Below are 25,797 nucleotides of genomic sequence, written 5' to 3' on the forward strand. Positions count from 1 at the left end.
CGTTCGTCAGGGAACGAGGAAGATGCGTCCTGTGTAAGGATCTTTGACTTCGGTTCCCGGAGGAAAACCACGGACATCGACAAACCCCGCGCTGGGCGCATGCGGGCTGGTGACGAAACCGGGTTTGCCGGGCACGGGAATTCCGTAGGAGATGTCCGGCGTGGGAAGACTCACGGGCGGGGGCGTCGGCGCCGGGGTGGGATTGGCGCTGGGAACCGGGTTGACCAAAGCCGTATCAGTCACTCCAACACCAGTATCGGTTCCTGCCAGCGGCGGCAGAGTCGCAGGTGTTGTTTGGGTTTGCTGCAAAGTTTGCGTTCCGCCGTAGCCGTAGCGGTTGCGAGATGTGGTCGGCGGCTTGCTTTCCGTGCAGGCAGGAAGAAGAAGCGCCAAGGGCAAAACCAAGGACGCGGCCGGAATGAGTCGGTTCATACCAGCGAAATGATCAGAGTCGGCATGGGACTGCAAGGCCAAACTCGGGCAATGCGCCCCGCCGTCTGCTACAGGCCGGCCTCGGCAGCTGCGCGCGCCATAGCTGCCCGCAAGTCGCCGGTAATGCAGCCGTCAAACAGTGCCCGACCGATGATGGCCCCAGAAAGGCGCGGGATGCGCGCCAAGCGAGCCAGATCGAGGGCGGACGACACGCCGCCGCTGGCAATGACGGGGCAATCGACCGCGCAAACCATGTCTTCGACCGATTGAAAATTCGGTCCCTGCAACATGCCGTCCGTGGCGATGTCCGTGCAGATGATCGCGCCGACGCCGCAGGCGTGCATCTTCCGCGCAAAATCGATGGCCGCCAGACCGGTCACCTCGGTCCAGCCCTTGACCGCAACAAAGCCGTCTTTCGCGTCGATACCCACCGCGATTCTATCGCCGCCGAACTTCTTGACCGCACCCGCGACAAAATCCGGCGCCTCCGCCGCACGCGTCCCGATCACGACCCGTGCCGCACCGGCGTCGAGTGCTTTTCTTATCGCAACGTCATCCCTCATGCCTCCACCCAGTTGGAGGGGAACACTTATTGCCGATGCCATGCGCCGGACGACGTCGAGATTGGCCTGTCGCCCCTCGAATGCGGCGTCGAGATCGACAACATGGAGCCAGTCTCCCCCGCGGGTCTCCCAGTCGCGCGCCACGGACACAGGGTCGTCGGAATAAACGGTCTTGTCCGCGGCACGTCCCTGCTTGAGGCGGACCGCTTTGCCATCCATCAGATCGATCGCGGGATAAAGCAGCATAAATCAGGTCGCATCGGCCAAACCGCGCACGAAATTTTCCAGGATACGCAAGCCGGTCGCTTGGCTTTTTTCGGGATGAAACTGCACGCCGCGGACGTTGCCACGACCGGCTGCCGCGGCGAACGTCACGCCATGCGTGCATACGGCGGTGACAATTGAAGTGTCCTCGGGTTCGGGAAAATACGAGTGAACGAAAAAAACATGCGCCGGATCAGGCAAGCCCTCAAAAAGCCGGTCCGGCTGCCGCCAGAGGAGGCTGTTCCAGCCCATGTGCGGGACTTTGAGACCGGGGCCGGAGGGAAAACGCACGACCGAGCCGCGCCAATGGCCCAAGCCTTTCGATTCGGGTGATTCGACGCTGCGCTCGAAAAGAATCTGGTAACCGAGGCAGATTCCAAGATACGGGCGATCCGACGCCAGCCACTCCCGCAGCGGTTCTGTCAATCCCCTGCTGTCGAGATTGCGGACACAATCACCGAACGATCCGACGCCGGGAAGAACGATGGCGCGGCACTCGCCCATGGACGAAGGGTCGGCGCAGCGAACCACCTCGGCGCCGGCGTGCTGCAAAGCTTTTTCCACGCTTCGCAAGTTCCCGCTTCCGTAATCGATCAGCGCCACACGTGGCCGGGCAGCCTCGTTGCCTGCATCAACCAAGGACATGCTCAAAGGGTGCCTTTGGTGCTCGGCACGCCCTGCACGCGCGGATCGATCCGTGTGGCCTGGTCGAGAGCGCGGGCCAAACCCTTGAACACCGCCTCAGCCATGTGATGTGCATCGCGTCCATCAAGGAGAGCCACATGCAGATTAAGGCCGCCTTGGACGCTGAACGCGCGGAGAAATTCCTCGAGCAACTGGAAGGGAAAGTTTTCGATCGGCCCCGCTTCGTCCGGTGCATCGTAGGCAAGATAAGGCCGGCCGCCGCAATCGAGCGCAATGCGGGCAAGCGCATCATCCATCGGCAACAGGCACCAGCCGTAGCGGGCCAGCCCGGCTTTGTCTCCCAGGGCCTCGCGCAAAGCCTGACCCAAGGCGAGGCCGACATCCTCAACCGTGTGGTGGGCATCGACGTTGAGATCGCCCTTGGCTTTGAGCGTCAAATCGAACAGCCCGTGCTTGGCAAACAGGTCGAGCATGTGATCGAAGAATCCGATGCCCGTGGAAATTTCCGAACGGCCGCTGCCATCGATGACAAAATTCAGCTCGATGTCGGTTTCCTTGGTTTTTCTTTTGACGGTGGCGGTGCGGTTCATTGCTCGGCGGGCTTGTTGGGTTCCTGGGTTTTTAGGGCAGCGTCAGACTCGGCTTTTTTGAGCGATTCTTGGAACTGCGCAAGCAAAGCATATTTCGGCCAGAGTGTCCGGGCGCGCTCAATACTGAGCTTCGCCTCCGCGAGACGGCCATCCGCGATTTGTTGCTTGGCTTCGCCGGCGGCTGTCACGGCGGAAGCCATGCTCTGCGCGTCAATCTTCGAAAGACGCGCTTCCTCGCTGTCCACGAGCTTGGACAATTCATCCAGCGCCTTCGTATCAAGCAGGATTGGAAACCACTTCTTGCCGCTCTGCTTGGTGCGGTCGATCTGGGCCTGTGTCGCTGCCTTTTCCTGTTCGATGCCTTTTTCCATGAGCGCACGGCGATCAACACTGGCCAACTGAAGTCCCTGCTGCTGTTCACGGTTCTTCCGCTCGAGATCCGCGCGGGCGCGGGTCAGGGAACCGCGCATTTGCCCGAGCGCGACACGGGCCAGCGCGACGCCTTCCGGGTAAGAGGAAGAATTGCCGTAGCTTTTCTCGAGGGTCTCGAATCCGGAAAGCACCGCAACCGGATCCGCCGTGTTTTTCATCTTTGACAACTGCAAGCGTCCGCCAATCTCGGTTTTGTCCGATACCATGGCATCGGCACCGACCCACAGTCCGTCGATTTTCACCTCGCCCGCCGCAAGCCGCGCGCGTTCGGCTTCGAGAGTGCTCGCAAGCTGGCGCGCAGCCGGCATGTGCTTGCTGTAAGCATAGTTTTTCATGAATGGACGCACCTTATCCAACAGCGCGTCGTGGAGACTTGGATCGTCGGCCGTGGGCGGAATGGAAAGAGCCGCAATTTCCTCGAAAGCTATGTCGTCCTGCGTTGCGCGTTGGATCTTGGATATTTCGCCGCGAGCGTAGGATTTTTCCCCGCGGATCGTGGGACTTTCCTGCATCTCGATCAAAACGCTGTCGGCGCCAACGGACAAAATTTTTCCCTCCACCTTGGTGCCGTCTTTCAACTCGATCCACTCGGCACCGGATGCCGCGAGCGGGATCAGCGCGAGAATTACGGACAGAAATTTTTGCACCGCGAAAAACTAACCGCACGCCGCCGGCAACGGAAGGAATTCCCGCGGCTCAAGACAACCCGATCCGCGCGGCGACTTCGCGTCCGATGGCGAGGGATGCCGTGGCGGCTGGACTCGGCGCGTTGACGACGTGCAGAGCGCGCACGCCTTTGAGCAAGCGGAAGTCTTGCACCAATTCGCCATCCTGCGAGATGGCCTGCGCGCGCACGCCAGCACCGCCGGGAGCCAGATCATCTTCACGCAATCCGGGAACCAGGCGCTGGAGAGATTTACAAAACAGTTTTTTGCTCAACGACCGGATTCCTTCGTCCCATGCCATGCGCGGATGGCGGGCAAGAAACTTCCAGAGTCCGGGGAAAGCCAGCGCATCCGCCATGTCGCGGAGATCGAACTGGGTTTTGCGGTAGGCCTCGCGCGCAAACGCAAGAACCGCGTTGGGGCCGGCCTCGACGCCTCCGTGGATCAAACGCGTGAAGTGCACGCCGAGGAAAGGAAATTTGGGATCCGGAACGGGGTAAATAAGATTCTGCACGAGCCGCGTGGCCTCCGGCCGCAATTTGTAGTATTCGCCGCGGAAAGGAACGATGCGGTCCCGCGGGTCCACGCCTGCCAGCCGGCACACGCGGTCGCTTTGCAGTCCGGCACAGTTGATGAGGAAATCACCGGTGAACTCGCCGGCAACTGTCGTCGCAGCAACCCATCCGTCCGTGGTCTCGCGAAGGCTGGCGACTCGGGCGCCTGTGACGACACGCCCATTCATCGCCGTAATGTCGGCGTGCAATGCCTCGCAAACGGCCGCGTAATCGACAATGCCTTCCTCGGGAACGTGGAGCGCGGCCACTCCGGCGGCGTGGGGTTCGAGGGCTTGGAGTCCGTCGCGGTCCAACCAACGCAGGCCGGCCAGACCGTTGGCCTTGCCGCGGGCCTCGAGTTCGCGCAGTCGCGCCACTTCGGCTTCATCCACGGCGACCACCACCTTGCCGCAGATTTCGTGCGGAACATTTTTCTCCCGGCAGTAAGCGGTCATTTCGCGGATGCCCTCGACCGCAAGCCGCGCCTTGAGCGAGCCGGGTTTGTAGTAGAGCCCCGCGTGGAGAACCCCGCTGTTGTGCGTGCTCTGGTGCGAACCGACACGCGCCTCCTTTTCCAACAACGTGAGAGCAGGCACGCGTCCGGAGCGGAGCAGCTGCCACGCCGTGCCGAGGCCGACCAGGCCGCCGCCGATGATCAAAGGACTTTTCACAGGCGCTTCACCGCGATCCGCACAAAGAAAAAGCGGCCCTGCATCGAGTGCCGGGCCGCTTCATGAAAAAACGTCTGGTCTGGCGCCTTACTTCTTTTTCTTGAGCAGAGGCAGACCCGTGCGCTCGTTTTCCGAAACTTCGTAACCCTGGGGAAGGGCATCGATCGCGCCCTGACCGGGCGCGCCGGCGAAGTAATACAGGGTCACCTCCTGACCGCCGCGCAACTTTTGCAGGCGCGAGTGAAGGTAATAGGTTTTGCCGCTTTTTTTGCTGACTGTGCTGAATGCCATGATGATGTGTTTCCTTTCTTAGTTTTGGTGGGATTCAAGAGGGTCAGATGACGCCGGCCTTCTTGAGAGTCGCGTAAGCCCCGTTCTTGTTGATGGTTTTGAGGGCGCGGGCGGTCAGTTTGACTTTGACGAACCGCTTCAACTCCGGAACCCAGATACGCTTCTCCTGGAGGTTCGGGGTAAAATAGCGAGGCGTGTTGGCCGTGACGTGACGGCCGACGCCGCCTTTCTTCTTGGCCATACCGCGACGATGGATGGTGGAGCCGCGCTTGGGTTTGGCTCCTGTGACACTGCAAACTCTGGACATAGATTTTCCGTTTCTTCTGTTGATCAGTCTTGATGTTGGTGGACCCGGCCCTTTCCTTCAAGCATTTCCAGATCGGCGTCCACCATGATCTGGACAAGCTCCTTGAAGCGGACCTTCGGTTCCCACCCGAGCTGGCGCTTGGCTTTGGCAGGGTCGCCGATCAGAAGATCCACTTCGGCCGGCCGCTCGTAGCGGGCGTCGTATTTGACGTGTTTCTCCAAATCGAGCCCGACGTGACCGAAGGCTTCCTGCACAAACTCTTTGACCGTATGGGTTTCGTTGGTGGCCAGAACGTAATCATCGGGCTGGTCGGCTTGCAGCATCCGCCACATGCCCTCCACATATTCCGGGGCGTAACCCCAATCGCGCTTGGCATCGAGATTGCCCAGATACAGTTCGTTTTGCAGGCCGAGCTTGATCGCCGCCACGGCGCGGGAAATTTTCCGGGTCACGAAGGTTTCGCCGCGGCGCGGGCTCTCGTGGTTGAACAGGATGCCGTTGCAGGCGAAGAGCCCGTAGCTCTCGCGGTAGTTCACCGTGGCCCAGTAGCCGAATACTTTGGCGCAACCGTAGGGACTGCGCGGCCAAAACGGTGTTTTCTCGGTCTGCGGCACTTCCTGAACCTTGCCATACATTTCGCTGCTCGAGGCTTGGTAAAAACGCGGCTTCACCCCGGACTCGCGGATGGCTTCAAGGATCCGGATCGTGCCGACCCCGGTGACATCGGACGTGTATTCGGGGATATCGAAACTGACCCGCACATGACTCTGGGCGCCAAGGTTATAGACTTCGTCGGGCTGCAGATCGTAGAGAAGCTTGGTGAGGTTCACCGAGTCGGCCAAGTCGCCGTAGTGGAGAAAGAGCCGGACACCGTTGACGTGCGGATCTTGATAAAGGTGGTCGATACGGGCGGTATTGAACGTGCTCGCCCTTCTGATGATCCCGTGAACCTCGTAGCCCTTGGCCAGAAGCATGTCGGCCAGATACGAACCGTCCTGCCCTGTGATGCCTGTGACGAGCGCCTTTTTCATGCTTTTGACGGGGCAGGGAGACTAAGAGCCGCCTCTTGAAGCGCAAGCAAACTTTCGATGCCCGAGCGCCCGACGCGCAGCATTTCAAACAAGGCCTCTTCACCGAAAGTGGCCTCCTCCCCCGATCCTTGGACCTCGACGAACTCGCCGCTTTGCGTCATGACCAGATTCATATCCACGGTGGCGTCCTTGTCTTCCATGTAGTCCAAATCCAGCAGCACCTCGCCGCCGACAACGCCCACGCTGATTGCCGCCACGCGCTCCTTGAGGGCCGTTTCCTTGATTTTTCCCTCAGCAATCAATTTCCGGCAGGCCAACTCCACCGCGACGCAGGCCCCGGTGATGGACGCAGTCCGCGTCCCGCCATCCGCTTGCAAAACATCGCAATCGACCCACAACGTCCGCGGCCCGAGCTTGTCCAAGTCCACCACGGCACGCAGGGAGCGGCCGATCAGCCGCTGGATTTCTGTCGTCCTTCCGTCGAGTTTCCCTCGGGAAATGTCGCGCTGCTTCCGGTCCAATGTCGCGTAAGGAAGCATCGAATATTCGGCCGTGAGCCAGCCTCCGGGCACTTTCTGGATCTGCATCCAACGCGGCACCGCTTCATCGATCGTCGCGGCGCAGAGGACTTTCGTGTTGCCAAAGGACACCAGCACCGAGCCCGCGGCATGCGGGGCGATGCCCTGTTCGAAACTCACAGGGCGCAGACCGTCGGCAAGCCGTCCGAAAGAACGTTCCATCCGCGCATCCAAGTGGGACCGCGGCCGCAAATCAAGACTCAAGCTGCTCCGATTGCCGCGTGGTCGATTGTCTTGAGACGATTTTGCTTCGAACCGAGCCGTGGGATGCAATCGATCAAAGCGCGGGTGTAAGGATGCCGCGGATGCTCCAGAACCTCCGCGGTGGAACCCTGCTCGACGATCTTTCCGCGATACATGACGAGCACGCGCGAGGCAAAACCCGAGACGATGCCGAAGTTGTGTGTGATGAGGATGATCGACATGCCGAAGCGTTCCTTCAGCGAGCCGAGCAAGTCCATGATCTGAGCCTGGATCGTGACATCGAGTGCGGTGGTCGGTTCGTCGGCGACCAGCACGTCCGGCTGGCAGGCCAAGGCCATTGCGATCATGACACGCTGCTGCATGCCGCCGCTGAGTTGGTGCGGATAGTCATGCATGCGCCGCGCCGCATCGACGATGCCCACGGCGTCGAGCCAGCGGACAATCTCCGCATCGACGTCGGTCACGTCGGGACGGTGCAAGCGGATGGCCTCACCGATCTGACTGCGCACGGTGTAAACCGGATTCAACGACGTGCTCGGCTCCTGGAAAATATAGGCGATTTTCCCGCCGCGGAGTTTGCGAAGCTGCGCCGCGTCCATCGCCATGACGTTTTCTCCACGGAAAAGGATTTCGCCGCGTTTGATCAGCGCCGGGGGCACCGGCAGCAGCCGCGTGAGGGCCAGCGCGGTGACGCTCTTGCCGCTGCCGCTTTCGCCGACGATAGCCAGCGTTTCACCCGCGGCCAGTTCAAAGGTCGCGCCTTTCACCGCCTCGATGGTCCGGTCCTCGAGGACGAACTCGATGCACAGGTCGTGGACTTGGAGGATGGGTTTGCTCATTGTCTTTCCGACCGGGTCTCCACCGCTTGCCGCAGCGCATCGCCGGTCAGGTAAAACGACAATGCCGCGACGAGAATGGCAAGCCCGGGGAACAGAATCAGCCACCACGCATCGAGAATGTAGGTCTTTCCGTCGGCGATGATGTTACCCCAGGTCGCTTGCGGGGGTTGGACACCGAAACCAAGAAAACTCAGTCCTGCCTCGGCCAGGATCGCCTCGGGCACTCCGAGCACGGCAGTGACAACAATCGGTGCCGCCGCATTGGGAAGGATGTGACGGAAGATGATTCCCGGGGCCCGCTGGCCCAGCGCACGCGCCGCTTGAACGTAGGATGTTTCGCGCAAAGTGAGAAATTCCGCCCGCACCAGACGCGCGGTGCCCGTCCAGCTCACCAAGCCGATGACCACAATGATGTTGATGATGCTCGGACCGAGCAGCGCCACCGCAGTGAGGATCAAGAAAAACGTCGGGAAGCACATGATGGCATCGACCGCGCGCATGATGACGTTGTCCACCCATTTGCCGTAATACCCCGCCACCGCACCGACCGTCACCCCGATGAACAGCGAAACAAACACGGCGATGAAACCGACGGTGAGCGAAATGTAGGCACCGTTGAGCAGGCGGCTCAGCACGTCACGCCCGAGGTTGTCCGTGCCGAGCCAGTTCACCGCATTGGGAGGGAGCAGTTTGCGCTCGAGGTTTGTCGCGTTCGGATCCATCGGCCACGGGATACCGAGGCGGTCGAGAATGAAGAAAACAAGGGCGACCAGCCCGAGCAAAACGACGAGACTCGCAGCCGCCATGCCGATCTTGTTGGCGCGGAAGCGGCGCAAAGCACGCCCCGCCGGGCTGACTGCGGCCTGCTCAACCGGTTCCGGAGTCGTCGTGATCATTCGAGCCTCACTCTCGGATCCACCACGGCATAGAGCACATCGGCCAGCAAGTTGCCCAGAAGCACGAGTGCCGCGGTGACAAAGTTCAACGCCACGAGCGTGGGGTAATCACGCTCAAGCACCGCCTCGTAACCCAGACGCCCCATTCCCGGGTAAGCAAAAATATTTTCAACGATCACCGCACCGCCGATCAGCGCGGGCAACAGCATGCCGATTCCGGTGATGAGCGGGCGGATCGAGTTGCGAAGGGCGTGGCGGTAGAAGACAGCATTCTCGTCCAACCCTTTCGCACGTGCGGTGCGGATGTAGTCCTCTCGTAAAGTCTCGATCATGCTGGCGCGGATAAAACGCGACTGCACCGCAATACCGCCGATCGCGAGAATGGAAGCCGGAAGCATCACGTGCCACCAACGGTCGAGCAGGACCTCGGCACCATTGGAAAACGCCACGCCGATGGTGTGCGTTCCGAGGATCGGAACGGCCGCCCAATCCACCAGCGCGATAGCCGCCAAATACGAAACCCAGAAACCCGGCAGGGCGATGAACACGAAAGCTATGATGCTGGTAATGACATCAGGCGGACGTCCCGCGTGCCGCGCACCGTAGATACCGAGCAGCAGCCCGAAGCTCAGCGAGAGCGCCAGCGCACCGAGGTTGAGCGCGACCGTGGCCGGCAGCCGCTCGCCGATCTTTTCCAAGACCGGCCGCTCATCCTTGATGCTGCGCAAACGACCCGTGAAGAGGTCTCGCATGATCAGCGCGTATTGCTCGTGCAGCGGTCGATCCAGATGGAACTTCTCGCGAAAAACACGCTTCACTTCCTCGGAAATTTTCGGATTCAGCTCGCCCCACGGATAAGGGCTGCCAGGGGTCAGCGTGATGATGAAAAACGAAATCAGGCTGATGAAAAACAGCAGGACGGTCGAGATGAGCAAGCGTCTGACGATGAAGGCGGCCATGGGTCAGTTCGTGGCCTCCGCGTATTCCGGACGGTAAAACCATTCGAGGTAATGGCTCCAGCCGGCCTTGGTCATTTTCACCGGTTCGTCGATCCACGTTCCACCGGGTCCGGGACGCTTGACGCGGAAAGCATCCTTCCACATCACGGACGTCCCCTCCGGAACGAAGAGAAAAAGGTAAGGCTGGTCATCGTAGATCAACTGCTGGAGTTCGCCGCACATGCGTATGATCTCGTCGCGGTCGAATTCCTCGCGCACAGCTTCGAGCAAACGATCGGCCTGCTTGCTCTTGTATCCCACCATGTTCAGACGCTCGGGTTCGGTCTGCGAAGAGTGCCAGATCTGGAATTGGTCGAACCCCTGCCCCAGCGCCCAGCCGAGCACGATGGCATCGAACTCGCCCTTGTTGACGAAATTTTTCAGGAGCACGGCCCACTCATACATCTCCACATTCACCTCGATACCCACCGCCTTGAGACCGGCCTGCACCAGCGTGGCAATGTCGCTGCGGATGGCGTTGCCGTTGTTCGTGATGAGGGTGAACGCCAGGCGTTGGCCGTCCTTCGTGCGGATGCCGCCGGGCCCGGGCAACCATCCGGCCTCGTCGAGCAACCGTTTGGCCTTTTCCGGATCGTAGGAGAGCGGCCGGACGCGCGGGTTGAAGAACCACATTTCCGGCGTGAAGATCCCCGTGCTCTGCGTGCCATAGCCGTAAAGCACGTGACGGATCATGTCGCCGGTATTCACCGCGTGCGCCATCGCTTCGCGCACCCGCAAGTCTTGGAACATCGGGCGGCGCAAATTCCAGCCGATGTAATTGTAAGAATTGCTGGGAGAAGTGAACACGGTGAAACGCGGATCGTCCTTGAAGCTTCCGACTGCCCATGGGTCGGCCGACCAGAAATCCACCTGACGCGTCTCGAAAGCCAGCCGGAGCGTCAGCGGGTCGGGCAATGTTCGGAAAACGATGCCGTCCAGATGCGGACGCCCGAGGAAATAGTCGTCGTTGCGCTCGACACGGACGAACTGGTTTGTTTTCCACTCGGCGAACCTGAACGGGCCGGTGCCCACGGGCGAACGGTTGAAAACCAGCGGCCAGCGGTCCGGCGCCACGCCAGCCAGCAGATGCGCCGGCAACATGCTCATCATCCAGCTTTCCAGGGCCGGAGAAAACGGTCGCCGGTAAACGACGCGCACCGTGCGCTCGTCCGGGGTGTCCAGCGAAAGCACCAACTCGTAGTCCGGCTTGCGCGGCGACGCCACGCGATCGTCCATGATCGCGTCGTAGGTGAATTTCACGTCGCGCGAGGTGAAAGACGCACCGTCATGCCAGCGCACATTGTCGTGAAGCCGGAAAAGAATCTGCGGCTCCGCGAGAAACGGCGGCGCGGTCACCGGCTCGATAATCAACCCGTCCGGGTTGCCGAGGAAAGAGCGCAGGCGGTCCTTGGTCGTTTCCGCGTTGCCGAGAAAAACCAGCTCGCCCGAATTTCCGTTGCTCCAGATGCGCACGACACGCGCGGCCAGGTCGGCGGCGGCGAACTCCTCGAGCGCCTTGCCCAAAGGCTGCGGCGACACCACGGCCAGGGTGTGGACAGGAATCGGCCGCGCATCGCCGAACAAACCCGCGAGTTTTTCCGAGTCCCGCACACCCGGCAGCGAAAGCTCGAGAATCAGCCTGTTGCCTTCGGCGCGGTAGCGCTCGAGATGCAGGGCGGCGCGGTCGGTCATCGCCGATTCCATGTTCGCCGCAGCCTGCAATGCCTCGCCCGGACCGGCGAAGAAAAACGTGCTCTGCTGGCTCAGCTGCCAGTCCGAAGCAAGGTCCCCCACGATCTCCAAGTCGGCATTGTATTTGAGCAGGCCGTTGAAAATAACCCCGGTCACCGAACCCGATGCCGAATCCGATGCCTGGATCGGGTTCAGGGTGGCTGGCTCCCCGATGCTTCCGATATACATCTCGTTTTTCTTCTGCACCGAGACCCGGGCCACGGTCCAAAGCGCCACGGCCGTGACCGCCGCAAGCAGCAAGGGGACCCCCGTTATCAACGTTCGCAAACGTGGCATCGCGCGCATTTTCCCTTATGCAACTGCCATCGCGAGCCAAAAGGCTCCCCTTTTGCCTTTGCAGCGCACCCGCCATGGAGGCTATGCTCGCGCATTCTGATGGTCACGGCAGTCAAGGAAAACGCGGGTGCCAACACACAGTCGGCCAACGACCCTGCGCTCTACGTCCGCGCTTACCGCAACATGCTGCTCGCGCGGGCCACGGAGGACAAGCTGGCGAGCCTTTATCGAGCCGGCATGATCAAGGGCGGAGTGTTCCTCGGCAAAGGGCAGGAAGCACTCAGCACCGCCTCGGCCATTTTTCTGCGCAAAGGCGACATCTTCGGCCCGCTCATCCGCGATCAGGCCGGACGCCTTGCGTTCGGCGACACCGTGCTCGACACCTTCCGCACCTATCTCGGATCAGCCCAAGGCCCCATGCGCGGACGCGACGGCAATATCCACCGCGGCCGCCCGCGCGAAGGCTATTACGCGATGATCAGCCATCTCGGTGCGATGGTTCCCGTCGTGGCCGGCGGACTTTACGCGCGGCGATTGCGCGGTGAGACGGGAGTTGTCGGGGTCACCTCGATCGGCGACGGCGGAACATCCACGGGCGCCTTCCACGAGGGCATCAACCTCGCCGCCGTCGAGCGCTTGCCGCTCGTCGTCGTCATCGCGAACAACCAATACGCATACTCCACGCCGAACAACCGCCAGTTCGCCTGCGGCGACCTGCTGGACAAAGCCGCCGGATACGGGATTGCAGGCTACAAATGCGACGGCACAGATCCCGCGGCGTGCCTCGAGACTTTGCACATGGCGGTCCAGTCCGCCCGCGAGGGCAACGGACCTCAGATGGTGGTTGCCACACTCCTGCGTCTTGTCGGCCACGGCGAGCACGACGACGCCGGCTACGTCGATGCCAGCCTGCGCAAGGCCAACGTGGGACGCGACTGCCTCGAAGTCGGCGCGAACCAACTCGCCGAAAACGGGCTCGCCCGCCCCGAGGACATCGCGGCCTGGACCAAGGAGGCACAGGCCGAAGTCGAAGCGGCACTGAACAAAGCACAGCGCGAAAAAGGACCCGATCCGTCCGCGGAGGAATGGTGCGCCATTTCCACCGCGCGGCTCATCGACGGGCATTCCGGAGCGGAGGAAGAATGAGCGTCACCTATCTCGAAGCGATCCGCGCCGCACAGGAAAAAGCGCTGGCCGAAGATCCGCGCGTGTTCATTTATGGTCAGGACGTCGGTGTCTTCGGTGGCGCGTTCAAAGCGACGAAAAATCTCGCCGCCGAATTTCCCGGTCGCGTCATGGACTCGCCGCTGAGCGAAGATGCCATCGTCGGCATGGCCATAGGAGCCGCCATCGAAGGCGCTCGGCCCATCGTGGAAATGCAGTTCGCCGACTTTTCGACCGTCGGCTTCAACCAGATCGTCAACCAGGCGGCCACGCTCTATTACCGCACGGATGTTCCCTGCCCAATAGTTGTGCGCCTGCCCAGCGGCGGCACACTCGGCGCGGGTCCCTTCCACAGCCAGAGCATGGAAGCGATTTATTCGCACTATCCCGGTATTGTCGTTATGACACCGGCGACGGTCGAGGACGCCTACAGCATGCTTCTTGAAGCTGTGTCGATCGACGATCCCGTCGTGTTCTGCGAGCACAAGCTACTCTATTACCACCTCAAAGCCGAAAAACTTCCCGACACTGCCATGCCCGCAGGCAAGGCGCGCATCGCCCGCGCCGGTCGCGACGCGACCGTCGTGACCTACAGCGCAATGCTCCACGAGTCGCTGCAGGCGGCCGAGGAACTCGTCCAAGAAGGCTGGCAAATAGAAGTCATCGACCTGCGCACGGTCAAACCTCTCGACACCGACACCGTTCTCGCCTCGGTCGCGCGCACAGGAAGAATGCTCGCTGTCGGCGAAGCATGGCCGTGGGGCGGCGTGACCGCCGAAGTCATTGCGCGCGTGGCCACCGAAGGATTCGGTCTTCTCGACGCGGCACCGATGCGCCTCAACGCCAAAGAAACGCCCGTGCCTTACCATCCGGATTTGTGGGCGGCGCACCGGCCGACCGCCACCACCATCGCCGCGCGACTGCGCCAGCTTCTCACCCAATAATTCCCATGGCCCGCATTCCTCTGCTCATGCCCCAACTCGGCGAATCGATCGCCGAGGCCACCATCGTTCGTCTCATCGCCAAACCCGGAGACGACATCGTCGGCGACACGGACGTGATGGAAGTCGAGACGAACAAGGCGGTCATGGGCGTGGTGGCCCCCTGCAGCGGCAAACTCGTCGAACTGCGCGCGGCAGAGGGAGAAAGTTATGCCGTCGGCGCGACCCTCGGCTATCTCGAGGTGTCGGACGAGGACGCGGAACGCATGGGCTACCTCGAGCCGGAGGAGACCGCGGCCAACGGACAACCCGTCGGCTCCATGCCGGCCGGCGCTCCCGAAGCCCCGAAGAAAAAACGCGTGGCCAAGCCCGAGGTGAAACATTCGGACAAGCCCGAACCTGTCATCAAAGGTCTTCCCGTTCCCGCCCATGCCGGAGGTGCGTCATATCTTTCCCCCCGCATGAAGGCGCGCATGACAGAACTCGGACTCAGCGCCGCCGATCTGGCCGGCGTGGCCGGTAGCGGCGCGGGAGGACGCGTGACCATCGAGGACTTCGAGCGGTTCATGGAAAATCTCGACCAGCAGAAGGTCACCGAAGCTTCTTCCATGCGCGTGGCCGTGGCCGACGCGATGCGCCGCAGTTGGACGCGCCCCTTGGCCACTGTGGTCTTGCCCGTCGAACTGGACAAGATGCTCGCTCACCGTAAAGCGTCCGCGGAAAAAGCCGGCGTTTCACTTTATGCACTGCGCGCGTTGGCCATGGCGCTTTCGGAAAACAGCGCGCCAGCCGGACGCCTCATCGGCAGCCAGGTGATCCATCCTGGCTCGATCGATATCGGCTTCGCGGTCGAAGCCGAGGACGGGGTGCTAGTGCCGGTTATAAGGAATGCGGACAAGCACACGCTGAAAGAACTGGTCCCGATTTACGCGCGCTTGGTCGAACTCGCGCGCCAGCGCCGGCTCACGCCGGCCGACATGGGACAGTGCATTTCCACCGTGACCAATTACGGCACCTTCGGCCTGACTTTGGCCACACCGATTCCCCTGCCCGAGCAGACTGTGCTCCTCGGACTCGGCGCCGGGCGCATCGAGCCGAAATGGGACAAAGAGAAAAGCCAGTTCGTGCCTGTCACCGTCGCGCGCTTCACTTTGAGCTTCGATCACCGCGTGCTCGACGGCGGCGCCGCCGGCCGCCTGCTCACCCGCATAGCAGACTTACTCAACAGTCCCGAACAACTTTGAACGAAACTCAACTGCGGAGAGCAGTGGCGAGGCGTTTATCGACAAGAGTCTCGATGTGGCCCCGGAGTGTGGTGTCCGAAAGGCGGTCGAGGACGGTGTTGAAGAATCCCATGACGAGCAATTGCCGCGCAGTCTCGGGGCGGATACCCCTCGCCTGCAGATAGAACAGCTCGCGGTCATCGACTTGCGCGGTGGTCGCTCCGTGCGTGCAACGGACATCGTCGGCTTCGATTTCCAAGCCGGGCATGCTGTTGGCTTCGGCATCGTCGCTCAGAACGATGTTGCGCACTTTCTGGTAGGCATCCGTCTTGTGCGCGCCGGGTTCGACGCGGATGACGCCGGAGAACACGGTGCGGCCTTTGCCGGTCAGGGCGTTCTGGTAAAGCAGATCACTCGTGGCATTCGGCTTGGCGTGATCCTGGAAGGTGCGCTGGTCGATCATCTGTTCGTTCGACGCGATGTTGACCGAGAGCATGTCACTGCGCGCACCCTCGGCAACCATGCGGCTGTAGCTCTCGTTGCGGACGAATTTGCCGCCGAGATTGACCTGCATGCCGAGGCACGACGCGTCACGTCCGACCGTGGTGGAGTTCAGATGGAACGCGGTGGTGCCGGCGCTCCATTGCTGCACGCCGACGTAGTTCAGCTTGGCACCGTCCTCGACAACGAGGTCGTTGACCCCGCAGACGAAGGCAGCAGCGTCATCGGCGCTGCGGAAGCAATCGACGACCGTCGCTTTGCTGTGGCGTTCGCAGACGACGAGCGTGTGCGGGAAAACGGCGGAGTTTTCACCTTCGACCCAATGGAAAATCTCGATCGGTTTCTCGACGATGAGGTCTTTGGGCACGCGGATGAAGACGCCGCTGACCGGACCCGAGCGGTGTAACGCGGCGTATTTGGCCGAGCCGAGTTTGGCTTCCTGCGCCATGAAATGCTTTTGCACGAGATCAGCATGTTTCGTGGCAGCTTCCTCGAGGGTCATGACCACAAGACCGGCTTTGACCAGATCCGCGGCGGGAGCGGTGGCAGACAGAAGACGATTGTTGCCGAAAACGAACCGGGCTGCGGATTCGCCGAGCCCAACTGAGCGTTCGACCAGCGCAGAGGCATCAGTCACCGCCGCGGGATAACGGAAGCCGTCGAGCGCGAGGGCTTTGACGTTGGAAAAACGCCATTTTTCGTCCTTCGCCGCGGGCGCTGGGAGTCTTTGGAAATCCTCCCATCCGCGCTGACGCGACGCGACGAACCACTCGGGCCAATTACCTTCGACAAGGGCGCCTTCCATCAAGGGGACGCCGGAAACAGGTGCGGTAGCCATAATCATGTTCAGCCCTCCGGACTGCTCAGCCGACCGACCCTTCCATTTCGAGATCGATCAGGCGTTTGAGTTCGACGCTGTATTCCATGGGGAATTGGCGCACGAGATCGTTGACGAATCCGTTCACGCTGAGGCTCATGGCCTGCGCCTCGGTGAGTCCGCGTTGCTGCATGTAGAAGATCTGCTCTTCGCTGACCTGACTGACACTGGCCTCGTGCTGGCAGGCGTTGCCGGTGCCGCGCACGGTGATGGCCGGATACGTGTCGGTGCGGCTGTTGCTGTTGATAAGCAACGCATCGCACTCGGTGTTGTTTTTGCAGCCTTTGAGGTGGCGCGGGACATTGACCAGTCCGCGGTAAGTGGCACGACCGGTGCCAACGCTGATCGACTTCGACACGATGTTGCTCGTGGTCTCGTCGGCGGCGTGGATCATTTTCGCGCCGGTGTCCTGGTGCTGTCCATCGCCGGCCAAGGCGATGGAGATCACTTCGCCGCGGGCGCGGCGCCCCTTCATGACGACGCCCGGATATTTCATGGTTAGGCGCGAACCGATATTGCAGTCGATCCACTTGACCTCGGCATCTTCCATGGCCAGGCCGCGCTTGGTCACGAGATTGAACACGTTGTTCGACCAGTTTTGCACGGTGATGTATTGGATTTTCGCGCCCTTGAGCGCGACCAGCTCGACGACCGCGCTGTGCAGCGTGGCCGTGTCGAACTTCGGTGCGGTGCAACCTTCCATGTAGGTGACCTCGGAGCCCTCGTCGGCGATGATGAGGGTGCGTTCGAACTGTCCGAAGTTTTCCGCGTTGATGCGGAAGTAGGCTTGGAGCGGGTGCGAGACTTTGACGCCGGGCGGGACGTAGATGAACGAGCCGCCGCTGAAGACCGCGCTGTTGAGCGCGCTGAATTTGTTGTCGCCGGTCGGAATGACCTTGCCGAACCACTTGCGGAAAATTTCCGGGTGCTCCTTGAGGCCCTCGGTGCTGCCGACGAAAATGACGCCCTGCTTGCCGACCGCTTCCTTGATATTGGAGTAGGCCGCCTCGCTGTCGAATTGCGCTTCCACGCCCGCGAGGAACTTTCGCTCCTGCTCGGGAATACCGAGACGCTCGAAAGTCTTCTTAACTTCATCGGGCACTTCGTCCCACGAGCGTTTGGGCTTCTGCCCCTGCGCAAGGTAGTAGCGGATGTTGTCGAAAATGATGTTCTCGAGGTCCTTCGAGGCCCAATGGGTGGGCATGGGCTTCTCGAGGAATTTTTTCAGCGCGTCCTTGCGGAATTCGCGGATCCAATCGGGCTCGCCTTTGACGCCGCTGATGTAGTCGATGGTCTTTTCGGTAAGCCCGGTGCCGGCGTCGAATTCGTAATCGACGTCGTAGCGGAAGTTGCCCTTCTCGCGGTCGATTTCCAGTTGGGTCTGTGCGTCGCTCATGGTTTGTCCTCCGGTTCAACGTGCAGCGGCTTCCTCCGCCTCGGGTTCGTTGGCCCAGTCGTAGCCCTCGGCTTCAAGCTTGAGGGCGAGTTCCTTCGTGCCGCTCTCGACGATGCGGCCGTTGACCATCACGTGGACGACGTCCGGAACGATGTAATTGAGCAGCCGCTGGTAGTGCGTGATGACCAGCATGCCGGTGTCCGGTCCGCGCAGGGAGTTCACGCCGTGCGAAACGATCTTGAGCGCGTCGATATCGAGGCCGGAATCCGTCTCGTCAAGCAAAGCGAACGTCGGCTGGAGCATGGCCATTTGCAGGATCTCGCAGCGTTTTTTCTCGCCGCCGGAAAAGCCCTCGTTGACCGAGCGCGAGGTGAACTGGCGGGGCATCTCGAGGAGGTCCATCTTCTCGTAGAGCTTGGCGTAATAATCGGTGGCCTCGAGTTCTTCACCCTCGGGCAAGCGGGCCTGAAGGGCCGCGCGGATGAAATTGGCGATGGTTACGCCCGGGATTTCGCTCGGATATTGGAAGGCGAGGAAGATGCCTTTGCGCGCGCGCTCGTCGGGTTCCATCTCGAGGATGCTCTCGCCGTCGAAAAGAATATTGCCGGATGTGACAGTGTAGTCGGGATGGCCGGCGATGACTTTGGCCAGCGTGCTCTTGCCCGAGCCGTTCGGGCCCATGATGGCGTGCACTTGTCCGGTCGGCAGGTCGAGGGAGAGGCCGCGGAGAATCTCGCGGTCGCCGATGCTGACATGAAGGTTTTCGATTTTCAGGTGTTTCATAAGCTCAGTTGTGGTTTTTGCGGCAGCTTGCGCAGAGACCGTGCAGCGAAACCTCCTGCTGCGTCACCGTGTATCCCCGGGGCAGCTGATGGAGTTTTTCAAGTTGCGCACCGGGCAACAGCGGCAAATCCATCACCGCGCCGCAGGAAGTGCAGGTGAAGTGTCCGTGCTTGGAGTTGTTGGCGCAATAGCGGGTCGATCCGCTGTCGAGGTGCACTTTGCGCACCAGGCCGCGGTCGGCCAGCGTTTCGAGGACGTTGTAAACTGTGGCCAGCGAAAGCGTCTTCATCCGCGGCTTGGCCCGTAGAAAAACTTCCATGGCTGTCGGATGGTCCTGGCGGCCCAGGAGCACCTCGTAAACGTGCCGGCGCTGGCGGGTGAGGCGCAGGCCGTCCTGCGCAATCGACTCTTCGTAGCGCTTGAGCTGACGCTTGGAGCTGGCGGTGACAGCGGTCATGGAAGCGGGAAGCTAGAGGCCGGACAATTTATTTCAAGAATAATTCTTAATAAGGACGGCAGTGCAATGCTTCCGCAGTGTGCTATCTTGCCGCCCATGAGACCCCTTCTTGCCTCGCTGTCACTTCTCTTCTTCTGTTCTTCGCTTGCAGCCGCTGCCGGCCTCCCTTTGGAAAAAACTTTTGTCGGACCGGCGAAATTCCATCAGTTGATGAAGCGCGGCTACGATGCAGGATGGGGTGCACTGCCGCTCGGCGAGCGCGTCAACAAGTTCGCCCTCGCGCTGCAGGGGACCCCTTACGTGAACTACACGCTCGAGCTGCACGACCGCATCGAGGCGCCTTCGGTCAACATGAACGGCATGGATTGCTGGACGCTGTTCGAGACGGCTCTGGCCATGGGTCGCCTGGTTGCGATGCATCCGCCCCCGTATTCCCCGCAGGAGATGCTGCGACTGATCGAAATCGACCGCTACCGCGGCGGCCGTTGCACCGGACGCTTCGATTCGCGGTTGCACCATCTCGAGCAATGGCTTTACGACAACGAGGCGCGCGGTCTCGTGCAGAATGTCACACCTTCGCTGGGGGGCGTGAAGCTTCATCGCGACATGCAGGACATGGGTGCCAAGCCGCACCTCTACCGCCAGTTGCGCGCTGATCCCTCGATGGTTCCCGAATTTATCCGCATCGAAAACGAGCTTTCGCGCCGCGGTATCAGCTACATCCCGAAATCGAGGGTGCCGGGTATCGAATCCAAACTCCGCAACGGCGACATTGTCTGCATCGTGACCAACTGGCACGGATCCTACACGTCCCATGTCGGCATCGCCTCGCGCGACAAAAGCGGCGATCTGCGTTTTCTCCACGCCTCGAAAAACTACCGCAAAGTCGTGCTCGACTCGCGCCTGAGCGATTACCTCAACAAGTTCAGCACGCACGCAGGCATCTACGTGGTGCGCCCGCTGGATCTTCCGCCAACGCAGGAAATGGCCGCGCGCTGACGCGGTTCAGGCAGCCGCGATTTTCTCCCCCGCGATCAGGTCGTCCCACGTCTGGCGCTCGCGCACGATCAGCACCTTGTCGCCATCGACGAGAATTTCCGCGGGCAAGCGGCGCGAGTTGTAATTCGAGGCCATGACAAACCCGTAGGCGCCCGCGCTGAGCAGCGCGAGACGGTCGCCCGCGGCGACCTCGGGCAACCCGCGATCCTGCGCGAAGAAGTCGCCGCTTTCGCAAACCGGGCCGACCACATCGACCGGACTAAGCGGCGCACCTGCTGCCGGTTCTTTGAGCGGCACAATTTCGTGGTGCCCCTCGTAGAGCGCCGGACGGATGAGGTCGTTCATGCCGGAATCGGTGATGACGAATGTCTTGGCGGGTGTGCGCTTCACATAAAGCACGGAAGCCAGCAGGACGCCGGCGTTGCCGACGAGGCTGCGTCCGGGTTCGAGAAGGATTTTCAAACCCAGAGGTTGCAGCAAAGGAACCAGGGCGTTTGCGTAGTCGTCGAAACCGATACGCTTCCCGCCGTCTTCATCCGCACGCTTCCACCAATCCGGGGCACCGCTTTCCAAAGTTCCGCGGTAAATAATCCCGACACCCCCGCCGATGCTGAAAAACTCGATGCCGTGAAGTTTCTTCAGCTCCTCGACGATCGGCACGAGCTTGCGCACGGCCTCGACGAAAGGCGTTGTTTCCAAAATCTGCGAACCGATGTGGGTTTGGATTCCGCGCAGCTGCAGGTAGGGCAATTTCGACGCCTCTTTGTAGATGCCGAGGATACGATCGATGCCGATACCGAACTTGTTGTGGCTTTTGCCGGTCGAGATGTATTTGTGCGTCTGGGCATCAACGTCGGGATTCACGCGCAGGGCGACCGGTGCTTTTTTCCCCATGGCGGCCGCGATCTCGTTGATAAACTCGAGTTCCGGCTCCGATTCCACATTGAACGAGTAAACGCCCTGTTCGAGGGCGTATTCGATTTCCTCGCGCGTCTTGCCGACGCCGGCGAAGGTGCAGAGATCCGCTCTTCCGCCCGCCTTGAGCACGCGGAACAATTCGCCGCCGGACACGATGTCGAAACCTGCGCCCTCGCGCGCGAGAAGATCGAGCACGGCGAGATTCGAATTGGCCTTCATGGCGAAGCACACCCGGTGATCGAGGCCTTCGAGCGCCCCATCGAGCCGCCGATAGTGCTCGCGTATGGTCTTCGCGCTGTAAACGTAAAGCGGCGTGCCGTGCTCGTCCGCCAAGCCTTCCAAGGAAACGCCCTCGCAGAAAAGGCGCCCGTCGCGGTAAGCAAATTCGTGCATAAGCCGGCCAATGTAGTCACGCCCGCGCGAAAATTGAAGAATAAGCCTCGCCGCCCAAGGTGCAGCAAGGGGGCTTGCCCGCGCAACCTGCGCGCCTCAACGTGATCCGGTGAAACAAGCCCGCCCCACCCGATATTGTTGGCGCTGGGTCCGGCGTGTCGATCCGGCGCGGGAAGACGTTTGGCGGAACCGCCTGTCCTTTTTGGGGCCGGAAAATATCGCCGTCACCGGACGTCCCGGAATGAAAACGATCCGGTTCGAGGTTTATTCCGCAGATGCTGCACCACTACGGAAGGCAAAACGGGATTTCGGGGGAGCCGTCGACAAAATCGACGTTATAAGGATTGCAACGCGGGCGGGCGCCCCGCGCAAGCCTCTGCGACTGGCGGGGGATCTCGCTGTGATGGACACGCATGGGATCTGGCCCTCCACGCTGCCGAAGCCCCACATCCTGCTTCGCATCGGCGGGGCCATGGCCTTCGGCACGGGCGAGCACGCCACAACATCCGCGTGCCTAAGATTTTTGAGGCACGAGGCAGCATCGCTCGGTTGCGGATGGACCATGCTGGATATCGGGACGGGGTCCGGCATTCTCGCCATCGCCGCGGAGAAGCTCGGCGCCGCGCGCGTCGAGGCTTTCGACCACGATCCGCGCGCTGTGCGGGCCGCACAGGCCAACGTGCACCGCAATCGCTGCACGCGCGTGACCGTCGAGGCTGCGGACCTTCTTAAGTGGAATCCGGGCCGCACCCGTCATCCGGTCGTGGTGGCCAACGTGTTCAGCGAAATCCTCCGCGCCGCCGCGCCGCGGATCGCGCGCACCGTCGCACCCGGCGGCTGCCTTGTGCTTTCGGGAATTCTGCGGGCCCAAGAACAGGAAACCGTCGCTGCCTTCGTCGCACTCGGTCTCGCCGAGGAGCAAACAACCCGGCGAGGCAAATGGGTGACCGTCAAACTCCGGCAAAAGCCGCCGCGCCGGCGAGACGTTTCATAGTTCCTCGAGATTTTCGCGGAGCACGGCGCGCTCGGCTTCGTGCAAACCGGGAAATTCATCGAGTATTGCCAGAGCCGACGAGTAAAAGGAGCGGGCACGCTCGTCGTCACCGCGCACTTGGTGTATGACAGCAAGGTGCCCGAGAGTCAGCCCGACGTCCGGGTGCGTGGGGCCGAAGAGCTGCTCACGGATGCCCAGAGCCTGCATATGGCGTTGCTCGGCACCGAGAAGATCCCCCCGCTCGCACAGAACCGCGCCAAGGTTGCTTGCGATGAGGGCGGTCTCGGCATGAAGCTGCCCGTGGCAATTCGCGGCCAATTCCAAAGCCTCTTCGAGGAGCGATGCCGCTTCTTCCAAGTCACCCGATATTTTGCGCAGCATGGCCAGATTGTTCAGGCACATGGGAACACGTCGGGCTTCTCCCGCCTGCGCGTATGAATCAGCGGCCTGCCGGTAGTGTGTGCAAGCGGAGGCGGACTCCCCGAGAGTCTCCTCTGTCATCGCCAGCTTCAAGGCGACCCGCGCTGCCGAATCGCGAGCAGCTTGGTCCGTGAAGATCTCCAAAGCCTCGGACCAGCACGAAAGCGCTTCTTTGCGGTCCCCGCGCGCGGAAGCGGCATCGCCGGAAACCTCCAAAGACGAGGCTTTTTCCCCGCGACCCGCCGCGACGTCATCCGAGGGGAGCGTCCGGGCCATGACAACGAGCATATATGCGCCGCGAAGGGACGGCAATCCCCCGAGCCGCTTTACGAAAAACAGCCAAAGAGCCGGCGGCGGGTGGAAGGCACACGTCCGGCATGGGACTCGATCGCACCCAGCGCGTTGTTGGCATGGCCGAAACCGAGCACGCGACAGACCTCGGATTCGAAGTGCTCGACCGCCCTCCGCGTCGGATCATGCATGCACAGATGCGCCAGAGCCCGCGAGAGCAGATCGAACAGACCGTGGGTCGCATGGCCCGGCTCCGAGAGCAGGTCACACAGCTCCGCGAAATAAGAGGCCGCAAGGAGGCGGGCATACGACTCGCGCAAGCCTTCCCATGTTTCGATCAGCCTGACCTCGCGCAGCGAATGAAGATCGGATTTGCGCCCCGGGGCGAACTGGATCTCCGCGCGGTAAAAGAGATCAATGCGGCCGCGCAGTTTGCTGTCGCGGCGGCCGGTGCCGCGTGCGGCCGTGCGTATTTTCCCGTGGTCCGCCGACAGCCAGACAAGGACGAAACTCGTCTCCCCGAAACGCACCCTGCGCAGGAGAATCGCGTGCGTCGATTCGGCGGACTGCATGACTCGCTCAGCCGATCGCTTCCACAAGCAGCTCCTGCAGATGCGCGTAAAAATGGACCTTCAGAAGCAACAGCCCGCGCGGCGTGCCAAGATCCGGGGGCTCGCGGTGGTCCAGGTCGGCCTCGACGAATCCGTTTTCCTCGACGATGGCGAGACGGGCCTGGTTGAGAGCGTTGAGCCATGCGTCGATATGGTCGCGCGGAATGACAAGCCGGTTGTCCTCCTGATCCGGACGCATGGACGCGACATCGCCGGCCACGATCTCGCGGCTCGCGGCAAAAAGTTTTTCCAAGCCCGGCCGCACATGCTCCTCCCAATCGCGGCGCAACTCTTGGTCGGCGCCGTCTCCCGCGGGATCGGGATAAAGGCGGGACTGCGCCTTTTCATGGCGCGCGGCCACCCGGGGGAGTTCGGCGACAAGGCCGGCGAAAAAAGGGTGCATTTCGCGCAACTCCACAACGCCTGTGTCGGTCCGCAGGAAGCGCATGGGTCAAACCTCGGCCTGCTCGAGCGTGGCAAGCAGGAGATATCCGTGAAGCTGCTCGACGATCGCTTCGGCTCTTTCGCGTTCGCCCGTCCAGACCAGCGACCGCCCCTTGTGGTGCACCTCGAGCATATGGCGCGTGGCTTTGTCACGTGGAAACCCGAGCACGCGCTGGAAGACCATCGTGACGTAGGACATGAGATTCACAGGGTCGTTGTGGACCACGACATTCCACGGCGGAGCCACGGCATCTTCATCCCGCGTCTCGACTTCCGTGAGAACCGCGGTCCCCGTCATACGGCCATGAGCTGCACCGCGGCATCGCGCCGCGATCCGGCCAAGCCGCCTCGCACCAGTTCGGCGGCACGCGCGGCCGGGAGCGTGACACCGGCGGCCTCCGCACCGAGGACGCATTCAGCGAGGAGAAAAGCGGCCGCCAGCTGCACGCCGGGAAGATGGAAAACCTGGCCCCGCACAGCGAAAACGGTGGCGGCGTGTCCGGCCGTCGTGTCTTGCTCCGCCCAGAGCCGCAGATTTTCCAGCAACTTGGCGCCTTGGGGCGGCAGGCAGTCGGAAAGCACACGGCGTCCGACGCCGAGGCTCGACCGCGCGCACGCGGGCGCGAGCGATTTGCCCAGATCGGTATCGGCGGCGCGCACGGCCTGCAGATCCTGCGCGCAGGCGGCAGCCAGAAGCTGCTCGAAAGCCGGACTCAAGACCGGAAAATAAACACCCACCAGCCACTCGTCCCAGTCCGAACCGATGGTTTCGGCACCGGACGGCCGAAAGGTGAGCGCACCGCAGGTGTCGTGCAGCGGAAGACACAGTTCGATCAGGCGCCACCAGGCGGATAGCTCCGCGGCAGTCTGATCGGCGGGAACGGTGTGGGACATGCCCCGCAAGTTAGCACACGCCGCGGCATGCGCGTCGCAAAATTTTCTCCTGCGTGGCTCGCATCGAGGATGCTGACGATGGTGTGCCGTCGTCCCAGCCCGCGAGATGCAGGAGACCATGAACAGCGTAGCGGGCGATTTCCTCCGGGACGCCCAGTCCCCTCGCCCGCGCCTCGCGACGGGCAGTCTCCGCGCTCAAAGCGATCTCGCCATGCTGGAACGTAATGACATCGGTAGGCGAAGGGTCACCGAGGAAACGGTCGTGCAAATCCGTGATGCGTGCATCCGAGACGATGACGAACCAAACTTCCGGCAACCTCGCGAGCACGGATCCCTTGCGCGCCGCATCGAGAATCAAGGGTAGCGCGTTTTGCAACGCACGGCTGACGCGTGCGAGGCGCAGTTGACGTGCCGGAACCGTCCGCTGGCGGTTCGACCAGACAAGGACGGGTTGCGCAGCCACAAACTTTCCTTAAGGGCGGGCAGAGCTTCTGCCAAGAACA

30 protein-coding genes are annotated in these 25,797 nt (G+C 61.7%); 5 read left to right on the forward strand and 25 right to left on the reverse strand.

Going from position 1 to position 25,797, the window contains the following annotated elements; translation table 11 throughout:
• Positions 1–6 precede the first annotated feature (6 nt).
• From FGM15_00300 to FGM15_00365, 14 genes are all read right to left on the reverse strand, one after another.
• Positions 7–432 carry a hypothetical protein gene (locus FGM15_00300; protein MBU3664306.1) on the reverse strand — a complete coding sequence of 142 codons (426 nt, stop codon included), beginning with the start codon at positions 430–432 and terminating at the stop codon, positions 7–9.
• 68 nt (positions 433–500) lie between these two features.
• Complete coding sequence (hisA, locus tag FGM15_00305; GenBank protein MBU3664307.1) at positions 501–1,241, reverse strand: 1-(5-phosphoribosyl)-5-[(5-phosphoribosylamino)methylideneamino]imidazole-4-carboxamide isomerase; 741 nt, start codon at positions 1,239–1,241, stop codon at positions 501–503.
• A 3-nt stretch (positions 1,242–1,244) separates the two neighbouring features.
• Positions 1,245–1,904: an imidazole glycerol phosphate synthase subunit HisH gene (gene hisH / locus FGM15_00310; GenBank protein MBU3664308.1), complete on the reverse strand. Its 660-nt coding sequence runs from the start codon at positions 1,902–1,904 to the stop codon at positions 1,245–1,247.
• 2 nt (positions 1,905–1,906) lie between these two features.
• Positions 1,907–2,494, reverse strand: coding sequence for an imidazoleglycerol-phosphate dehydratase HisB (hisB, locus tag FGM15_00315; protein MBU3664309.1), 588 nt, complete (start codon positions 2,492–2,494; stop codon positions 1,907–1,909).
• A complete protein-coding gene (locus tag FGM15_00320) occupies positions 2,491–3,573 on the reverse strand; it encodes a hypothetical protein (GenBank protein MBU3664310.1) in 1,083 nt (360 codons plus the stop codon). The genes hisB and FGM15_00320 overlap by 4 nt, the downstream gene beginning before the upstream one ends.
• Positions 3,574–3,622: 49 nt before the next feature.
• On the reverse strand, positions 3,623–4,816 hold the full coding sequence (lhgO, locus tag FGM15_00325) for an L-2-hydroxyglutarate oxidase (protein MBU3664311.1): 1,194 nt from the start codon (positions 4,814–4,816) through the stop codon (positions 3,623–3,625).
• An 87-nt stretch (positions 4,817–4,903) separates the two neighbouring features.
• Positions 4,904–5,107, reverse strand: a complete 204-nt coding sequence (locus FGM15_00330) for a hypothetical protein (protein MBU3664312.1) — start codon at positions 5,105–5,107, stop codon at positions 4,904–4,906.
• Positions 5,108–5,150: 43 nt separating this feature from the next.
• Positions 5,151–5,414 (reverse strand): 50S ribosomal protein L28, encoded by a 264-nt coding sequence (locus FGM15_00335; protein ID MBU3664313.1) that lies wholly within the window; start codon positions 5,412–5,414, stop codon positions 5,151–5,153.
• 23 nt (positions 5,415–5,437) lie between these two features.
• Complete coding sequence (gene gmd / locus FGM15_00340; GenBank protein ID MBU3664314.1) at positions 5,438–6,445, reverse strand: GDP-mannose 4,6-dehydratase; 1,008 nt, start codon at positions 6,443–6,445, stop codon at positions 5,438–5,440.
• Complete coding sequence (locus FGM15_00345; protein MBU3664315.1) at positions 6,442–7,185, reverse strand: ribonuclease PH; 744 nt, start codon at positions 7,183–7,185, stop codon at positions 6,442–6,444. The genes gmd and FGM15_00345 overlap by 4 nt, the downstream gene beginning before the upstream one ends.
• Before the next feature lie 38 nt (positions 7,186–7,223).
• Positions 7,224–8,066, reverse strand: coding sequence for an ABC transporter ATP-binding protein (locus FGM15_00350; protein ID MBU3664316.1), 843 nt, complete (start codon positions 8,064–8,066; stop codon positions 7,224–7,226).
• Positions 8,063–8,962: an ABC transporter permease gene (locus tag FGM15_00355; GenBank protein ID MBU3664317.1), complete on the reverse strand. Its 900-nt coding sequence runs from the start codon at positions 8,960–8,962 to the stop codon at positions 8,063–8,065. Before FGM15_00355 ends, FGM15_00350 begins: the two co-directional genes overlap by 4 nt.
• Positions 8,959–9,921: an ABC transporter permease gene (locus tag FGM15_00360; protein MBU3664318.1), complete on the reverse strand. Its 963-nt coding sequence runs from the start codon at positions 9,919–9,921 to the stop codon at positions 8,959–8,961. Before FGM15_00360 ends, FGM15_00355 begins: the two co-directional genes overlap by 4 nt.
• 3 nt (positions 9,922–9,924) lie before the next feature.
• Complete coding sequence (locus FGM15_00365) at positions 9,925–11,988, reverse strand: hypothetical protein (GenBank protein ID MBU3664319.1); 2,064 nt, start codon at positions 11,986–11,988, stop codon at positions 9,925–9,927.
• A 183-nt stretch (positions 11,989–12,171) separates the two neighbouring features.
• Between FGM15_00365 and FGM15_00370 the strand changes: the two genes are divergently transcribed.
• From FGM15_00370 to FGM15_00380, 3 genes are read left to right on the forward strand one after another with little or no spacing between them, the layout of a single operon-like run.
• A complete protein-coding gene (locus tag FGM15_00370) occupies positions 12,172–13,134 on the forward strand; it encodes a thiamine pyrophosphate-dependent dehydrogenase E1 component subunit alpha (protein MBU3664320.1) in 963 nt (320 codons plus the stop codon).
• Positions 13,131–14,096 carry an alpha-ketoacid dehydrogenase subunit beta gene (locus FGM15_00375; protein ID MBU3664321.1) on the forward strand — a complete coding sequence of 322 codons (966 nt, stop codon included), beginning with the start codon at positions 13,131–13,133 and terminating at the stop codon, positions 14,094–14,096. The genes FGM15_00370 and FGM15_00375 overlap by 4 nt, the downstream gene beginning before the upstream one ends.
• A gap of 5 nt (positions 14,097–14,101) precedes the next feature.
• A complete protein-coding gene (locus tag FGM15_00380; protein MBU3664322.1) occupies positions 14,102–15,337 on the forward strand; it encodes a 2-oxo acid dehydrogenase subunit E2 in 1,236 nt (411 codons plus the stop codon).
• 7 nt (positions 15,338–15,344) lie between these two features.
• Here FGM15_00380 and sufD read toward each other — a convergent pair whose 3' ends face one another.
• From sufD to FGM15_00400, 4 genes are read right to left on the reverse strand one after another with little or no spacing between them, the layout of a single operon-like run.
• Entirely contained in the window at positions 15,345–16,661 is a 1,317-nt protein-coding gene (sufD, locus tag FGM15_00385; GenBank protein ID MBU3664323.1) for a Fe-S cluster assembly protein SufD, read from the reverse strand.
• Positions 16,662–16,680: 19 nt separating this feature from the next.
• A complete protein-coding gene (sufB, locus tag FGM15_00390; protein MBU3664324.1) occupies positions 16,681–18,090 on the reverse strand; it encodes a Fe-S cluster assembly protein SufB in 1,410 nt (469 codons plus the stop codon).
• Positions 18,091–18,105: 15 nt separating this feature from the next.
• Positions 18,106–18,873 (reverse strand): Fe-S cluster assembly ATPase SufC, encoded by a 768-nt coding sequence (gene sufC, locus FGM15_00395; protein ID MBU3664325.1) that lies wholly within the window; start codon positions 18,871–18,873, stop codon positions 18,106–18,108.
• A gap of 4 nt (positions 18,874–18,877) precedes the next feature.
• Positions 18,878–19,330: a transcriptional repressor gene (locus FGM15_00400; protein ID MBU3664326.1), complete on the reverse strand. Its 453-nt coding sequence runs from the start codon at positions 19,328–19,330 to the stop codon at positions 18,878–18,880.
• Here FGM15_00400 and FGM15_00405 point away from each other — a divergent pair.
• Complete coding sequence (locus FGM15_00405; protein ID MBU3664327.1) at positions 19,202–20,329, forward strand: DUF1460 domain-containing protein; 1,128 nt, start codon at positions 19,202–19,204, stop codon at positions 20,327–20,329. The two genes, FGM15_00400 and FGM15_00405, sit on opposite strands and share 129 nt — an antisense overlap.
• Positions 20,330–20,335: 6 nt before the next feature.
• Here the strand turns inward: FGM15_00405 and lysA are convergent, their stop codons facing one another.
• On the reverse strand, positions 20,336–21,640 hold the full coding sequence (lysA, locus tag FGM15_00410; GenBank protein ID MBU3664328.1) for a diaminopimelate decarboxylase: 1,305 nt from the start codon (positions 21,638–21,640) through the stop codon (positions 20,336–20,338).
• Between the two features lie 241 nt (positions 21,641–21,881).
• Here lysA and FGM15_00415 point away from each other — a divergent pair, with 241 nt between their 5' ends.
• Positions 21,882–22,634, forward strand: coding sequence for a methyltransferase domain-containing protein (locus tag FGM15_00415; protein MBU3664329.1), 753 nt, complete (start codon positions 21,882–21,884; stop codon positions 22,632–22,634).
• On the opposite strand, the gene FGM15_00420 is transcribed toward FGM15_00415, so the two are convergent.
• The 6 genes from FGM15_00420 to ybeY are packed head-to-tail and all read right to left on the reverse strand — an operon-like array spanning position 22,629 to position 25,757.
• Positions 22,629–23,342, reverse strand: coding sequence for a tetratricopeptide repeat protein (locus tag FGM15_00420; GenBank protein MBU3664330.1), 714 nt, complete (start codon positions 23,340–23,342; stop codon positions 22,629–22,631). The genes FGM15_00415 and FGM15_00420 overlap by 6 nt on opposite strands.
• A gap of 38 nt (positions 23,343–23,380) precedes the next feature.
• Positions 23,381–23,917: a DNA repair protein RecO gene (gene recO / locus FGM15_00425; GenBank protein MBU3664331.1), complete on the reverse strand. Its 537-nt coding sequence runs from the start codon at positions 23,915–23,917 to the stop codon at positions 23,381–23,383.
• A 7-nt stretch (positions 23,918–23,924) separates the two neighbouring features.
• Positions 23,925–24,404, reverse strand: a complete 480-nt coding sequence (locus FGM15_00430) for a DUF2017 family protein (GenBank protein ID MBU3664332.1) — start codon at positions 24,402–24,404, stop codon at positions 23,925–23,927.
• 3 nt (positions 24,405–24,407) lie between these two features.
• Positions 24,408–24,698: an ATP-dependent Clp protease adapter ClpS gene (gene clpS, locus FGM15_00435; protein MBU3664333.1), complete on the reverse strand. Its 291-nt coding sequence runs from the start codon at positions 24,696–24,698 to the stop codon at positions 24,408–24,410.
• On the reverse strand, positions 24,695–25,294 hold the full coding sequence (locus tag FGM15_00440; GenBank protein MBU3664334.1) for a hypothetical protein: 600 nt from the start codon (positions 25,292–25,294) through the stop codon (positions 24,695–24,697). The genes clpS and FGM15_00440 overlap by 4 nt, the downstream gene beginning before the upstream one ends.
• A gap of 10 nt (positions 25,295–25,304) precedes the next feature.
• On the reverse strand, positions 25,305–25,757 hold the full coding sequence (ybeY, locus tag FGM15_00445) for an rRNA maturation RNase YbeY (protein MBU3664335.1): 453 nt from the start codon (positions 25,755–25,757) through the stop codon (positions 25,305–25,307).
• Positions 25,758–25,797 lie beyond the last annotated feature (40 nt).

It is taken from the genome of Chthoniobacterales bacterium (assembly GCA_018883245.1).
Classification (GTDB): Bacteria; Verrucomicrobiota; Verrucomicrobiia; order Chthoniobacterales; family JACTMZ01; genus JACTMZ01.